Annotated in this window: 16 protein-coding genes; 9 read left to right on the top strand and 7 right to left on the bottom strand. The window is 72.7% G+C overall.

The features are described 5' to 3' along the window. Positions 1-125 precede the first annotated feature (125 nt). Genes DEJ34_RS03215 through DEJ34_RS03195 form a run of 5 tightly spaced genes read right to left on the bottom strand, consistent with a single transcriptional unit; the run spans position 126 to position 3,474 of the window. A complete protein-coding gene (locus DEJ34_RS03215; protein WP_110911449.1) occupies positions 126-761 on the bottom strand; it encodes a hypothetical protein in 636 nt (211 codons plus the stop codon). A gap of 37 nt (positions 762-798) precedes the next feature. Next, a complete protein-coding gene (locus DEJ34_RS03210) occupies positions 799-1,236 on the bottom strand; it encodes a molybdenum cofactor biosynthesis protein MoaE (RefSeq protein ID WP_110823553.1) in 438 nt (145 codons plus the stop codon). After that, positions 1,233-1,751 (bottom strand): MogA/MoaB family molybdenum cofactor biosynthesis protein, encoded by a 519-nt coding sequence (locus DEJ34_RS03205; protein ID WP_110823552.1) that lies wholly within the window; start codon positions 1,749-1,751, stop codon positions 1,233-1,235. Before DEJ34_RS03205 ends, DEJ34_RS03210 begins: the two co-directional genes overlap by 4 nt. After that, entirely contained in the window at positions 1,748-2,218 is a 471-nt protein-coding gene (gene moaC, locus DEJ34_RS03200; protein ID WP_110911450.1) for a cyclic pyranopterin monophosphate synthase MoaC, read from the bottom strand. The genes DEJ34_RS03205 and moaC overlap by 4 nt, the downstream gene beginning before the upstream one ends. After that, positions 2,215-3,474 carry a molybdopterin molybdotransferase MoeA gene (locus DEJ34_RS03195; protein WP_258368332.1) on the bottom strand — a complete coding sequence of 420 codons (1,260 nt, stop codon included), beginning with the start codon at positions 3,472-3,474 and terminating at the stop codon, positions 2,215-2,217. The genes moaC and DEJ34_RS03195 overlap by 4 nt, the downstream gene beginning before the upstream one ends. Positions 3,475-3,598: 124 nt before the next feature. On the opposite strand from DEJ34_RS03195, the gene DEJ34_RS03190 reads away from it, so the two are divergent. From DEJ34_RS03190 to DEJ34_RS03150, 9 genes are all read left to right on the top strand, one after another. Continuing rightward, a complete protein-coding gene (locus DEJ34_RS03190) occupies positions 3,599-4,477 on the top strand; it encodes an MTAP family purine nucleoside phosphorylase (RefSeq protein WP_110911451.1) in 879 nt (292 codons plus the stop codon). Next, positions 4,474-5,544 (top strand): NAD-dependent epimerase/dehydratase family protein, encoded by a 1,071-nt coding sequence (locus tag DEJ34_RS03185; RefSeq protein WP_110911452.1) that lies wholly within the window; start codon positions 4,474-4,476, stop codon positions 5,542-5,544. Before DEJ34_RS03190 ends, DEJ34_RS03185 begins: the two co-directional genes overlap by 4 nt. Before the next feature lie 322 nt (positions 5,545-5,866). Then, positions 5,867-6,601: a glycosyltransferase family 2 protein gene (locus DEJ34_RS03180; protein WP_110823548.1), complete on the top strand. Its 735-nt coding sequence runs from the start codon at positions 5,867-5,869 to the stop codon at positions 6,599-6,601. Continuing rightward, positions 6,598-7,278, top strand: coding sequence for a TIGR04282 family arsenosugar biosynthesis glycosyltransferase (locus tag DEJ34_RS03175; protein ID WP_258368333.1), 681 nt, complete (start codon positions 6,598-6,600; stop codon positions 7,276-7,278). The genes DEJ34_RS03180 and DEJ34_RS03175 overlap by 4 nt, the downstream gene beginning before the upstream one ends. After that, entirely contained in the window at positions 7,275-7,943 is a 669-nt protein-coding gene (locus DEJ34_RS03170; RefSeq protein ID WP_110890426.1) for a class I SAM-dependent methyltransferase, read from the top strand. Before DEJ34_RS03175 ends, DEJ34_RS03170 begins: the two co-directional genes overlap by 4 nt. A gap of 39 nt (positions 7,944-7,982) precedes the next feature. Then, positions 7,983-8,303, top strand: coding sequence for a hypothetical protein (locus tag DEJ34_RS03165; protein WP_110911453.1), 321 nt, complete (start codon positions 7,983-7,985; stop codon positions 8,301-8,303). Between the two features lie 155 nt (positions 8,304-8,458). Then, a complete protein-coding gene (gene pgm / locus DEJ34_RS03160; RefSeq protein ID WP_110890430.1) occupies positions 8,459-10,078 on the top strand; it encodes a phosphoglucomutase (alpha-D-glucose-1,6-bisphosphate-dependent) in 1,620 nt (539 codons plus the stop codon). A 213-nt stretch (positions 10,079-10,291) separates the two neighbouring features. After that, on the top strand, positions 10,292-12,640 hold the full coding sequence (locus DEJ34_RS03155; RefSeq protein WP_110911454.1) for an MDR family MFS transporter: 2,349 nt from the start codon (positions 10,292-10,294) through the stop codon (positions 12,638-12,640). A gap of 136 nt (positions 12,641-12,776) precedes the next feature. Continuing rightward, a complete protein-coding gene (locus tag DEJ34_RS03150; protein WP_110823544.1) occupies positions 12,777-13,061 on the top strand; it encodes a GNAT family N-acetyltransferase in 285 nt (94 codons plus the stop codon). Positions 13,062-13,071: 10 nt separating this feature from the next. Here the strand turns inward: DEJ34_RS03150 and DEJ34_RS03145 are convergent, their stop codons facing one another. Then, positions 13,072-13,401, bottom strand: a complete 330-nt coding sequence (locus DEJ34_RS03145; protein ID WP_110823543.1) for a hypothetical protein — start codon at positions 13,399-13,401, stop codon at positions 13,072-13,074. Between the two features lie 100 nt (positions 13,402-13,501). After that, on the bottom strand, positions 13,502-14,551 hold the full coding sequence (gene lplAB, locus DEJ34_RS03140) for a lipoate-protein ligase LplAB (RefSeq protein WP_110911455.1): 1,050 nt from the start codon (positions 14,549-14,551) through the stop codon (positions 13,502-13,504). Positions 14,552-14,562: the final 11 nt, after the last annotated feature.

The raw sequence follows: 14,562 nt of genomic DNA, 5'->3' as shown, positions 1-14,562 counted from the left end.
CCGGCGGCCTTCTGTCGGTCCGCCGACCCAGTGCCCGGCCCAGCCAGCCGACCTAGCCAGCCCGGCCCAGCCAGCCCGGCCCAGCCAGCCCGGCCCAGCCAGCTCGGCGCCGCCGGGCGCACGGGTCAGGGGCGTTCGGCGGCTGCTTCCCACGGCGTCGGCGACGACCGCAGCGCTCGTCGGACCCGGGCGACGTCGAGCCCGGCGTACACCGCAGCTCCTGCCGAGAGGACGGCCGCGACGCAGTACAGCGCGCCGCCGACCGGGGCCGCGCTCGAGCTCCCGAGGGCGAGGGCGGCCCACAACAGCGAGTACCAGGTCATCTCTTCGATCCGGTGGGGAGCCGCACGGAGTACGGCAGCCGCGCGGACGATCCGGAGTCGGTCCTCCGGTGCGCGGACTCTCCCGTCCACGGCACGAGCGACGGCGTGCCGCTCCTGCGCGGACAGGACCGTCGTCACCGTCGGGAACGCGGTCCCGACGACCCGTCGACTGCGCGCGGCGACGACCAGGCGGACGACGACGGACACGACAGCCGCTCCGACGAGGACCATCCCGACGACGAGGTGCGCCACGTCGTCCTCTCCCCGCGGCAGCAGGACGAAGCCAGCGATCGCGGCCAGGAGCGCCGCCAGGCCGAGTCCGAGGCTCCACCTCGTCCACGGCGTCACCCGGAGGAGCGACTGCTCGTGGGCGAGCACGCGTTCGGCGTCCTCGTCCGCTGCGGCCCACCGTCGAGTCACCAGGTCGTCGATGGTCACGACTCGCGATCGAACACCACTGCGCGCACCGCCGTCATCAGAGCGCCGCGACCCACTCGTCCGTCCCGTCGGTGAAGCGCTGGTGCTTCCAGATCGGCACCTGTTCCTTGACGAGGTCGACGAGCGCCCCGCACGCCGCGAACGCCTCGGCGCGGTGCCCCGACGCCACCGCCGCGGCGAGCGCCACGTCCCCGATACCGAGCGCGCCGACACGGTGCAGCACGGCGACGCGGACCTCCGGGTGCTGCTCGGCGATGGTGCGTGCGACCTCGGCGATGACCTCGCCGGCGCTCGGATGCCGTTCGTAGTCGAGCGCGGTGACGCCCTTCCCGCCGTCGTGGTCGCGGACGACCCCCGCGAAGGTGACGACCGCGCCGTCGTGGTCGGAGGCGACGACCCGCGAGACCTCGTCCACCGTGATGTCGCGGTCGACGACGTCCGCGACGACCACGCGGTCCGCGGCTCCGGCGCTCACGAGGCGCTCCGGGGAGCGTGACCGTCACCGTGCAGCTGGGCGAGCAGGTGGTCGAGCAGGCCGTCGAGCACGGCCAGGCCGTCCGCCACCCCGCCACGGGACCCCGGCAGCGTGACGACGAACGTGCCGCCCCCGACGATGCCGGCGACGCCACGGCTGAGGAGCGCGGTCGGTCCGGCTCCGGCCAGTCCCCGCCGGCGGATCTCCTCGACGATGCCGGGCAGTTCCAGGTCGAGCAGGGGTGCGACGGCCTCCGGGGTGCGGTCGGTCGGCGTGACGCCGGTCCCGCCCGTCGTGATGACGACCCGTGCGCCACCGGCGACGGCAGCGGCGAGGGTGTCGGCGACGGGACCACGGTCGGCGACGATCACCGGGTCACCGACGGCGAAACCGCGGTCCCGCAGCCAGTCGGCGATGACCGGCCCGGTGCGGTCGAGGGCCGGGTCCGTGGCGGCCGAGGTCGACACCACGACGACGGAGGCCCGTCCTCGGTCCGGGACGGCCGTGTCGTTCATCGGGCACTCCAGTCGCCGGAGCGGCCGCCGCGCTTCTCGAGTACGCGGACGTCGGTGATCGAGGCCGTCTTGTCGACCGCCTTCACCATGTCGTAGACGGTGAGCGCGGCGACGCTCGCACCGGTCAGGGCCTCCATCTCGACGCCCGTGCGTGAGGTCGTCCGCACGGACACCTCGACGACGACTCGGTCGTCGGCGCCGCAGATGTCGACCTCGACGCCGGCGATCGGCAGCGGGTGGCAGAGCGGGATGAGGTCCGAGGTCTTCTTGACGGCCATGATCGCCGCGATGCGGGCGGTGCCGATGACCTCGCCCTTCGGCAACGAGCCGTCCAGGATGCGTGCGACGACGTCGGGTCGGGTGACGAGCGTCGCGGTGGCGGTCGCGGCCCGGGCGGTCACGTCCTTCTCGGAGACGTCGACCATGTGGGCGCTGCCGTCGGCGCGGACGTGGGACAGGTCGGTCATCGGATGCTCCAGACGGTCAGGGAGTCGCCCGGCTCGACGCTGGCGACGCCGACGGGGACGTGGACGAGGTGGGTGGCTTCGGCGTAGTGCCAGAGCAGGTGCGAACTCGGGCCCCCGACGAAGTGCACGCGGCCGTCGACGACGGTCCCGCGACGGACCTGGTGCTTGCCCGCGGGCGAAGTCGTGGGCTCGGCCGCCGGCAGCTCCGCGGTCGGACGGTGCTCCGGCAGCCCGACGGCGCGGGCGAGGACCGGGCGGAGGAACACCTCGAACGAGACGAGCGCCGAGACCGGGTTGCCGGGGAAGGCGACCACCGGGACCGATCGTCCGGCGACCGGAACCGATCCGAGCGCCTGCGGCCCGCCCGGCTGCATCGCGACCGGGGTCACGACGAGTCCGCGCGGCTCGAGCGCCTGCCGGACGACCTCGTACGCCCCCGCGCTGATCCCCCCGGTGGTGAGCACGACGTCGGCCCAGTCGCCCACGGCGTCGTCGAGGGCGCCGAGGAACCGGTCGGGGTCGTCGGGGACCCGGACCCGCCGCGTGTCGACCCCGACCTCGGCGAGCGCGGCGGAGAGTGCGACCCCGTTCGCGTCGCCGATGGCGGCCCCGGCGCGCAGGTCGGTGTCGGCCGTCGAGCCGGGGTCGAGCAGTTCGCTGCCGGTCGACACGACGAGCACCCGTGGGCGTCGGACCACGTCGACGGTCGTCACGCCGGCGCCTGCCAGCGCACCGAGCACGGCCGGGGTGAGGGGTTGCCCGGCGCGGGCGACCGGAGCACCCGCGGCCAGGTCGGAGCCGGCGACACGCACGAAGGTCCCCGAGGCGAGGTCGGCCGGCACCGGTACGTCCTCGGACTGCAGAGCGGCGGGGAAGGACCCGGCGGGCGTGGACTCGACCGGGAAGACGGCGTCCGCCCCGAAGGGCATCCGCGCACCGGTCATGATCGGGGCCGCGGTGCCCGCTCCGAGCAGCGGGGGCACGACCCCGGCCGGGATGGGTGCGCCCACCCGGACGGTCGTACCGGCGTCGGCGGCGCGGACGGCGAACCCGTCCATCTGGCTGTTGTCGAAGGCCGGCAGGGGCGTCGGCGCGAGCACGGTGGTGGCGAGCACGCGGTACCCGTGGCCGGCTCCGGACCCCACGGCCAGCGCGACGACCGACGACGACTCCGGCGGCAGCGACGACCCCGCGGTCGGCAGGGCCGGTCCCACGAGCGCCTGGACCGCGTCCCGGTGCTGACCGATCGTTCGCACGCGCGCCTCCGAATGGTCGTGACGTGGCGCCGACAGGACGACGGCACCACACGCGGGCCGCTCCTGGCCCGCATCTGTAGCGTAACGACGGCGCCGACCAGCGCCGAGGACGACCGGAGGACCTGTGGACAACGAGAAGACGACGACGATCGGCGTGATCGGCGGCTCGGGCCTGTACGAACTGTTCGAACCCGGCACCGCGGACGAGGTCGACGTCCCGACGCCGTTCGGCCCGACCTCCAGCCCGATCAGCATCGGCACGATGTCCGGCCGCCGGGTTGCCTTCCTCACCCGCCACGGCCGGGCCCACTCCGTCGCGCCCCACCGCATCGAGCACCGCGCGAACCTGTGGGCACTGCGCTCCCTGGGCGTCCGCGCCGTCGTGTCCTCGAGCGCCGTCGGCGGCCTGCACCCGGACTACGCCCCCGGGACCTTCGTCGTGACGGACCAGCTCATCGACCGGACCTGGGGCCGGGCCGACACCTACTTCGAGGACGAGGTCCGGCACCTCTCCTTCGCCGACCCCTTCGACCCGGTGCTCCGGCGCGCGGCGATCGACGCCGTCGCGGCGCTCGACGTGCCCTTCCGCCCGACCGGCACGTGCGTCGTCATCCAGGGCCCGCGGTTCTCGAGCCGCGCCGAGTCCGTCTGGATGCGCGAGGCCGGCGGCCACACGATCAACATGACGATGACGCCCGAGGTCCCGCTGGCCGCGGAGCTCGGCATCGGCACGGTGAACCTGTCCTTCGTGACCGACGCCGACGCGGGCCTGGCCCCGGTGACCGACGAGACGACGAGCACCGACGAGACGACGAGCACCGACGCCACGACCAACACCGAGGCGCCGGTCACGCACCAGGCCGTCATGGACCGTCTGGCCCGCGCGAACGAGGTCATCGTCCGCGCCATCGGCTCGATCGTCGCCGCGGTCCCCGAGGACTACACGCCGCGCGAACTCGTCCCGGCGAGCGCCAGCGCCCGCGTGATGGAGCTCCGCCCGTGACCCGGCTGCTCGTGACCGGCGGCGCCGGGTTCATCGGCTCCACGATCGTCCGGCAGGCCCTGGCGGCGGGACACGAGGTCCGCGTCCTCGACTCCCTCCGCACCGACGTGCACGGCGACCCGGAGGCCGTCGTCACCGCGCACCGGACCGCGGGGATCGAGCTCGTGCACGGCGACGTCCGTGACCGTGCCGCCCTGGACGCCGCGCTGCAGGACGTCGACGTCGTCTGCCACCAGGCGGCGAAGGTCGGCCTCGGCGTCGACTTCCAGGACGCGCCCGACTACGTCTCGAGCAACGACGCCGGCACCGCGCACGTGCTCGCCGCGATGGACCGTCTCGACATCGACCGGCTCGTGGTCGCGAGTTCGATGGTCGTCTACGGTGAGGGTGCGTACAGCACCGCCGACGGCGATCCGATGCGCCCGCCGGCCCGCCGCCGCGAGGACCTCGACGCCGGCCGCTTCGACCCGATCGGCCCGGACGGTCGACCGCTCCGACCCGGGCTGATCGACGAGTCCGCCGTACTGGACCCGCGGAACGTGTACGCCCAGACGAAGGTCGCGCAGGAGCAGCTCGCCTCGTCGTGGTCCCGCGCCACGGGCGGCCGCGCCGTCGCCCTCCGCTACCACAACGTCTACGGCCCGGGCATGCCGGCGAACACGCCGTACGCCGGGGTCGCGTCCCTGTTCCGCTCGGCGCTGGCGCGGGGCGAGGCGCCGCGCGTCTTCGAGGACGGGGCACAGCGCCGCGACTTCGTGCACGTCGACGACGTCGCGGGAGCGAACCTCGCCGCGATCGACGCGACCGGGTCCGCGCCGTCCGAGTCGTTCCGGGCCTTCAACGTCGGTTCGGGCACGGTGCACACCATCGGCGAGATGGCCGCCGCGATCGCCGGTCCTGACGGTCCGCAACCGGTCGTGACCGGTGAGTACCGCCTCGGTGACGTGCGGCACGTGACGGCGTCGTCCTCGCGGATCGCCGACGAGCTCGGCTGGCGCGCGCTGGTCGACTTCACCCGCGGCATGCGGGAGTTCGCGACCGCGCCGCTCCGGGCGGCCGTGCGCTAGGTCCGGACTCCCGCGCTGCGGCACCCGCGGCGACCCCGTCCTGTCCCCCGAACAGGGCCGGGAGGCGCGTGGCGGCCCCGCCACGCGCCTCCCGGCTCCCGCCCCCTCCGGGTGGGCGCGGTCGCACCACAGCGCGGCCCGCCGCACGTCGGCACACCGCGGACGGTGCGCAGAACGGCCGTCGGGGGACGCCTTCACTGTCCCCCGACAGCCGGGATCGTGTTTGCTCGTGTGCATGACGCAACACCCCGCCGCCGACCCCGACGCCGGACCGCACCCCGAGGACGACAGCTCGACCAGTCGATGCGACGGAGGGCACCGAATGGTCTCCATGAGCGTCGACGTGATCCTCCCCTGCCTCGACGAGGCGGACGCCCTGCCGCAGGTGATCGGTCGGCTCCCCGAGGGCTACCGGGCGATCGTCGTCGACAACGGCTCGACCGACGGCTCGGCGGACGTCGCCCGCGCGCACGGCGCCCTCGTCGTGACGGAACCGGTCCGCGGGTTCGGCTCCGCCTGCGCCGCCGGCGTGGCAGCAGCGACCGCCGACTACGTCGCGTTCTGCGACGCCGACGCCTCGATGGACCCCGCCGAACTCCCCGCCCTCGTGCAGCGGGTCGCGGACGGTCGGGTCGACCTCGCCCTCGGCCGCCGTGTCCCGACGAGCCGTGGCGCCTGGGCCCCGCACGCACGCTTCGCGAACCGCGTGCTCGCCGTCCTCATGCGACGTGCGACCGGCTACCGACTGCACGACCTCGGCCCGATGCGCGTGATGCACCGCGAGGACCTCGTCGCCCTCGACCTCCGCGACCGCCGCAGCGGCTACCCGCTCGAGATGGTCCTCGCCGCCCACGCCGCCGGATGGCGCGTCGACGAGTCGGACATCGGGTACGCGCAGCGCATCGGCGACAGCAAGGTCACCGGGACGCTCCGGGGGACGGTCAACGCCGTCAAGGACATGTCCCGCCTGCTCCGGGCGTACCGCCGGGAGGCCCGGACCCGCTCCGCCGCGCCCGTGTCGGTCCGCCAGCGCGTCGCCGCCGAGGCCCGCTCGTGACGGCCGCGCGCACCACGGGCGGACCCGGCACCGACGGCCCCGGAGGCATCACGGTCGCGGTCGTCGCGAAGGAGTGCCTGCCGGGCAAGGTCAAGACGCGCCTGACCCCGGCACTCTCCCCCGAGGGCGCCGCACGGGTCGCCGCCGCGAGCCTCGCCGACACCCTCGCGACGGTCTCCGCGCTCCCCGCCGCCCGCCGGGTCCTGTTCTTCGACGGCGACGTCCTGCCCGAGGGTGCCGAGGGCTTCGACGTCGTCCACCAGCCCGGTGGCGGGCTCGACGAGCGCCTCGGGTTCCTGTTCGACACCGTGGACGAGCCGCTCCTGTTGGTCGGCATGGACACCCCGCAGGTGTCCGCCGACGCGCTCGCCCCGGTGTTCGCCGGTCCCGAGCGGGACGCGTGGTTCGGTCCGGCGGAGGACGGCGGGTTCTGGTCGCTGTACTTGCGCGAGCCGACCGGCGACCTGCTGCGTGGCGTGCCGATGTCGCAGGACGACACCGGGGCCGTGCAGCTCGAGCGTCTGCGGTCCGCCGGACGCGACACGGGCCTCCTGGCCGAACTGCTCGACGTCGACACGCTGCCCGACGCCGAGCGCGTCGCGGCCCTCGCACCCGCAACGCGGTTCGCCGCGGCCCTGGCCGCCGAGTCCGCGACCACCTCCGGAGGTGTCCGATGACCGACACGACCAGCACCGTCCAGGCCTTCGGGGCCGGTGGCGACGAGCCGTACGCCCGCGCACTGCGGTCCGACGGCCGGCTGCGCCTGACCGACCCCACGCGTCCCGGCGAGGTCGTCACGATGGACGTCGGCCGGTGGAGCGCCGCCGCGGACCGTGTCGACGTGTCGTTGCTCGAGGGCGCCGACGGCCCGGTGATCGACCTCGGGTGCGGACCGGGCCGGATGCTCGTCGCCGCACTCCGGATGGGCCTGCCCGCGCTCGGTGTGGACGTCTCGGCGGAGGCGGTGGCGATCGCGCAGCGCTCCGGCGGTCGCGCGGTCCAGGGATCGGTCTTCGACCCGGTGCCGGACGAGGGCCGGTGGGACACCGCGCTCATCATCGACGGGAACATCGGCATCGGCGGCGACCCGGTCGCGCTCCTGTCCCGCGCCGCGCAGATCGTCCGGACGGGCGGCCGCGTGGTGGTCGAGACGAACCGCGACGCCGACGCCGACCGCACCTACACGGCCACGGTGACGGACGCGGACGGCCACGCCAGCTCGGCCTTCCCGTGGGCCGAGGTCGGCCTGCCAGCACTCCGTGCACACGCCGCCGCCGCGGGGCTCACCGCCCGTCAGAGTTGGACGGACGGCGGTCGGCACTTCTGCGAGCTCGTCGCCTGAGCCGTCCTTCTTTTGCATCATGCAAGAGAAGGACGTAGAGTGGTCGCAGCAGTCGACGGCGTCGCGGACGTCGACTCGACGGACGTGGCACCTCGGCACGACAGCGAGGAGACCACCATGAACACCTTCCCCCTCGGCGGGAACTTCGTGAGCGGGCTCCGGCAGCGCGACGAGCACGGCACGTACACCTCGTCTGCGGACGCCCGGGCCGACACGATCGGGAGCTACACCGGGGTCGCCGTGGGCCGCCTCGGCCGCTTCGTGGACACGCAGTCCCGTCGACCGAGCACGGTCACCGCGAGCACCCGTACCGTCACCGGCTCGGTCCGGACGGCCACGGGGTCGTTCCGCACCGCCTGACCCGCACCACTCCCCCAGACCGCGAGCGGTCGCACTCCCTGACGCCCCCCTTCGTCCGGGAAGGCGGCCGCTCGCTCCTCGTCCGGCAGGCGGCCGTCCTGCTCGTCCAGCGGTGACCCTGAACGCGTCCACCCGTCGGATGCCAGGATGGGCACATGAACGACCGTGCCGGCACCCCAGCGACCGCAGACGACCTCGTCGACCTCGACGCCCTCATCGCCGCGTACTACGACCGGGTCCCGGACGTCACGAACCCCGAGCAGAAGGTCGTCTTCGGCACCTCCGGCCACCGGGGCTCGTCGCTCGACACAGCGTTCAACGACACGCACATCGCCGCCATCACGCAGGCGATCGTCGAGTACCGCACCGCGCAGGGCACCGACGGCCCGCTCTTCATCGGCCGTGACACGCACGCGCTCTCCGGCCCGGCCGAGCGGACCGCGCTCGAGGTCCTCGCCGCGAACGGCGTGCACGTCCTCGCCGACGCCGACAACGGCTACGTGCCGACACCCGCGCTGAGCCACGCGATCATCGCCTACAACACGGCCGGCCACGACGACACCGCCGACGGCATCGTCATCACGCCGAGCCACAACCCGCCGCGTGACGGCGGCTTTAAGTACAACCCGCCGCACGGCGGCCCGGCCGACAGCGACGCGACGACGTGGATCGCGGACCGGGCGAACGCGATCATCGCCGGCGGCAACGCCGAGGTGCAGCGCGCCGAGCACGCCACGCACGACGGCTACGACTTCCTGCACAACTACGTCGCGGACCTCGAGAACATCATCGACATCGACGCGATCAAGCGCGCCGGGGTGAAGATCGGTGCCGACCCGCTCGGTGGCGCGTCGCTGCCGTACTGGAACCTCATCCGCGACCACTACGGACTCGACCTCACCGTCGTGAACCCGGACGTCGACCCGACCTGGTCGTTCATGACGCTCGACTGGGACGGGAAGATCCGGATGGACCCGTCGAGCCCCTCCGCCATGGCCTCCGTGGTCGCGCGGAAGGACGACTTCGACGTCCTGACCGGCAACGACGCCGACTCCGACCGGCACGGCATCGTCACGCCGGACGGCGGGCTGATGAACCCGAACCACTACCTCGCCGTCGCGATCGAGTACCTGTACGCGCACCGCCCGCAGTGGCGCGAGGACGCGGCCATCGGCAAGACCCTGGTGTCGTCGAGCATCATCGACCGCGTCGCGGAGTCCCTCGGCCGTCGCCTGTGGGAGGTCCCGGTCGGGTTCAAGTGGTTCGTCCCCGGCCTGATCGACGGCTCGGTGGCCTTCGGCGGTGAGGAGTCCGCCGGGGCCTCGTTCCTCCGCAAGGACGGCACCGCGTGGACGACGGACAAGGACGGCATCATCCTGGCGCTCCTGGCGTCCGAGATCGTCGCCGTGACGGGCAAGACGCCGTCGCAGCTGTACGCCGAGCTGACCGAACGGTTCGGCGCCCCGGTCTACCAGCGGGTCGACGCCGCCGCCTCGAAGGAGCAGAAGGCGCGCCTCGGCAAGCTCGACGGCGACGCCATCCAGGCCGAGACCCTGGCCGGCGATCCGATCACCGCCAAGCTGTCGAAGGCACCGGGCAACGACGCGGCCGTCGGCGGCGTGAAGGTCGTCACCGACAAGGCGTGGTTCGCCGCCCGCCCGTCGGGCACCGAGGACGTCTACAAGATCTACGCCGAGAGCTTCGTCGGGCAGGAACACCTCGAGCAGGTGCAGCGCGAGGCCAAGGAGATCGTCGACGCCGCGCTGGGGGCCTGACACCGGCCGCCGTTCCGTGCACGGCTGACCCCTGCCGTGCGCGCCGGGCCCCTGGTGCCGGTCCTCGGCGACCGCGCGATGCGGGCCTCCAGTCCAGCCGCACGTCGGGCTGTGGACGGCTGCCGATCCCCACAGGAACGCCCCGCCGGAGAACGCCGTGCGTGCGGCGGTTGTAACTTTGCACGCAGCGCAAAGTCCTCGGGAGTCCCGCACATGACACAGACCGCGACCGCACCCGCGGCCCCCACCACGGCGTCGAACGCCGTGATGAACCACCGCCAGATCCTACTGGTGATCTACGGCCTCATGGCCGGCATGTTCCTCGGCGCCCTCGACCAGACGATCGTCGGCACGGCCATCCGCACCATCGGCGACGACCTGCACGGGCTCGACCAGCAGGCGTGGGTGACGACCGGGTACCTGATCGCCTCGACGATCACGACGCCGATCTACGGCAAGCTCTCCGACCTGTTCGGTCGGCGACCGCTGTTCATCACGGCCATCGGCATCTTCATCATCGGCTCGCTCGCGGCCTCGTTCTCGACGTCCATGCTCATGCTCGCCGGCTTCCGTGCGCTGCAGGGCCTCGGCGCCGGTGGCCTGATGTCGCTGCCGCTGGCGATCATGGGCGACATGCTCGCGCCGCGTGAGCGCGCCAAGTACCAGGGCTACTTCCTCGCCGTGTTCGGCATCTCCTCCGTCATCGGGCCACTGGTCGGCGGTGTCTTCGCCGGCGCCGACGACCTGCTGTTCGTCGACGGCTGGCGATGGGTGTTCCTCATCAACGTCCCGATCGGCGTCATCGCGCTGTTCATGGTCTTGACGTTCCTGCACCTGCCCAACTTCGGCGAGCGCCGGAAGCCGCGCATCGACTGGTGGGGTGCCAGCCTCGTCATCGTCACCCTCGTACCGCTGCTGCTCATCGCCGAACAGGGCCGCGACTGGGGCTGGGACTCCCCCGGCGCCTTCGCCTGCTACGGCATCGGCGCACTCGGGCTCATCGCGTTCGTCATCGTCGAGCGTGCGATGGGGGACGACGCGATCCTGCCGCTGAAGCTCTTCGGCTCGCACGTGTTCTCGATGGCAGCCGTCCTGTCCGTGCTCATCGGCTTCGGCATGTTCGGCGCGATGCTGACGATCCCGCTGTACCTGCAGATCGTCAAGGGGGTCACCCCGACCGAGTCCGGCTTCGCGATGCTGCCCATGGTCCTCGGCCTGATGATCTCCTCGATCGCATCGGGACAGATCGTCTCGCGCACCGGCAAGTACCGCATCTTCCCGGTCACCGGCACGGCCTTCACCGCCGTCGGCTACACGGTCCTGACGTTCCTGACCGCGGACCGTCCGCTGTGGTTCCTCATGACCGGGATGTTCCTCATCGGCCTCGGGCTCGGACAGCTCATGCAGACGCTGACCCTCGCGGCGCAGAACTCGGTGAGTCCGCGGGACATCGGTGTCGCCACCAGCGCCGCGACGTTCTTCCGACAGATCGGCGGCACGATGGGCACCGCCGTGCTGCTCTCGGTGCTGTTCAGCCTGATGCCGACCAACATCTCCGGGGCGCTCCAGAACGAGTCCGACCTCAAGAGCGCCCTCAACGCGGCGCTGAACCCCGCGGTGGCGAACGCCGAGCAGAACGCGGGCGTGATGGACCAGATCTGGGACCCGATCGTCACGCCGGTCAAGCGGAACGTGCAGGACGGTCTCGACCAGGGCGCCGTACAGGCCAAGCGCGCGGCGGACCAGGCCGTCACGGAGCGGGTCACCGCGGCCGTCCAGCAGCAGGTCGCCGCCGGACGGGTCCCCGCCGCGGCCGCCGACACGGTCATCGCCGAGCAGGTCGACGACGCGAAGGGTGCCGCCGAGCAGCAGGCACTGCAGGCCGCCGCCACGAAGGCGAACGCCGAGGTCGTCGACGGCACGCTGCAGGTCGACTACTCCGACGCCGACCAGCGTCGTGACGTCGTCGACGCGGTGGCGCCGGAGCTCGTCGACCAGCTCCGCGACGGGAAGGGCGGGACGTCGTCGACCACGTCGTCCACCAACGACACGTCCTTCCTCAACGGCGCCGACCCGCGACTGAGCCGTCCGTTCCTGGTCGGGTTCAGCGACTCCGCCGTGACCGTCTACTGGGTGGGTCTGGCCGTCGTCCTCGTGGCGTTCGTCCTCACGTGGTTCTTCCGCGTGCCGCCGCTCCGGAAGACCTCGGCCCTGCAGGAGCAGGCCGACGCCGCACGGAAGAGCGTCGACGACGACCGCCTGACCGTCGACGCACAGCAGGCCGCCGCGGGGTCGGGTTCGCTCGTCTCCCCCGACACCGGCTCGACGGCGGTCGTGCCCACCTCGCCCGACGTCCCCGCGCAGCCCCGCTCGGCCCAGGCATCCAGCGGAACGGCCGACGCGACGACGCACGGAGCGCACGCGGCGTCGACCCCGGTGGACGAGCCTCCGACGCTGACCGGCGCGATCCGGACGCAGCACGGCGCCCACGCTGCCGGCGCGGCTCCGGTCCCCCCGTCGGGCCACGACGACCACCCGCACGGTCGCCACAGCGCCGAGTAGCTGCGCCGAGTACCCCCGGACGAGGGCGGGTCCGTGCGACGGGACACCGTCGCGCGCACCCGCCCTCGTCACGTTCCGCGCCCGCACCGGGACGACTCCGTGCCCACTCCGGGCCGACCGGGGTAACGTCCGGACGATGAGTCTCGACGTGCGCAACGACACCGACAAGAACCAGTACTCCCTCGTCGAGGACGGCGAGGTGATCGGGCTGGCGGCCTACGAGGTCGACGGCGACGAGATCCGCTTCGTGCACACCGAGGTCGACCCCGAACACCGCGGCGGCGGCCACGCGTCGATGCTCGTCCAGAACGCACTCGACGACGTCCGCGCGAACTCCGACCGACGCGTCGTCGCCCAGTGCAGCTACGTCGCGGCCTGGGTCGAGCGGCACCCGGACTACCAGGAGCTCACGGCTCGCTGACGCGTTCCCGTCAGTACTGGCGGTCGTGCGTACCGGCCCGGTGCGCACCGGCCGAGTGTGCCCCGACGGCGGGCACCCGGATGAGCACCGACCCGCTCAGCAGGTCGTGGTCGTGACGGGACGGCGTCGGCGCCTCCCGCGGCAACCGCGCCTGCCGTTCGTACTCGGTCTGCGTCTCGTGCCGCGTCGGGGCGAACACCTCGTCCAGCATCCCGACCGCACCGCCGGATCCGCCCCCGCGCGTGGCCTTGTTCGACAGGTCGATCCAGCCCAGACGGTCGGCGATCCACATCACGACGGCCGCGACGGCCACCGCCCCCAGGAAGATCAACCAGTTCACGGGAGTGACGCTACGTGGCCGATCGACGGAGGACATCCGCCGCGCGGCTGATCCTCGCGATCCGCACCGACGGCGACGGCCGGACCCCGGGAGTCGGCGCTCAGGGCACGCGCTCGAGCCACTCCCGCGTCGAGAACTTCGTCTCGACGAGCTCCTGCGCCCGCTGCCGCTCGGCGTCGGTGACGTGCCCCTCGGTCGCGCCGTAGAGCTTCGTGAACGTGCCGATGAGCCGGTCGATGATCTCGGCGCGGGTGAGACCGGTCTGCGAGCGCAGCGGGTCGACCCGCTTCGCGGCGCTCGTCGTCCCCTTGTCGCTCATCTTCTCGCGGCCGATGCGGAGGACCTCCACCATCTTCTCGCCGTCCATGTCGTAGCTCATGGTGGCGTGGTGGAGGAGCGACCCGGTGCCGAGGCGCTTCTGTGCGGCCCCGCCGATCTTCCCCTTGGTCGAGGTGATGTCGTTGAGCGGCTGGTAGTACGCCTCGATGCCCAGGGACTTCAGCGCCTCGATCACCCACTCGTCCAGGTACGCGTAGGAGTCGGCGAACGTCATGCCCTGCACGAGGTCGGTCGGGACGTACAGCGAGTACGAGATGATCGCGCCGGCGTCCATGAACATCGCGCCGCCGCCCGAGATCCGCCGCACGACCTGCACGCCGTACTTCTCGGCGCCGGCCGGGTCGACCTCATTCTTGAGCGACTGGAACGACCCGATGACGACCGCGGGCTGGTCCCACTCCCAGATGCGAAGCGTCGGCCCGCGGCGTCCGGCCCCGACCTCCTCGGTGAGGACCTGGTCGAGCGCGAGGTGCTCGTTCGGGCTGATCGGCCCCTCGTGGACGACCTGCCACTCGTAGTCCCGCCACGAGGAGGCGCGCGAGAGCGCCCGCCGTACCGCGACCCCGACGGACTCGGGCGTGAAGCCGAGCAGGACGGCATCCTCCGGCAGCGCGTGGCGGACTGCGGCGGCGATGCCGGCCGCGTCGGTGTCGGCACGGAGGCCGTCCAGCGCCTGGTCGATGAGCGGGAGCGCGTCGTCCGGTTCCAGGAAGAAGTCACCGGCCAGGCGGAACTGGTCGATCTTGCCGTCGACGACCTCCAGGTCGACGACGACGAGCTTGCCTCCGGGGACCTTGTACTCACCGTGCATGTCGCCACCCT

The sequence above is a fragment of the Curtobacterium sp. MCPF17_050 genome, from assembly GCF_003224435.2.
Taxonomy (GTDB): domain Bacteria; phylum Actinomycetota; class Actinomycetes; order Actinomycetales; family Microbacteriaceae; genus Curtobacterium.
Note: the sequence above shows the minus strand (reverse complement) of the source record. Positions and strands in the feature narration are given on the sequence as shown.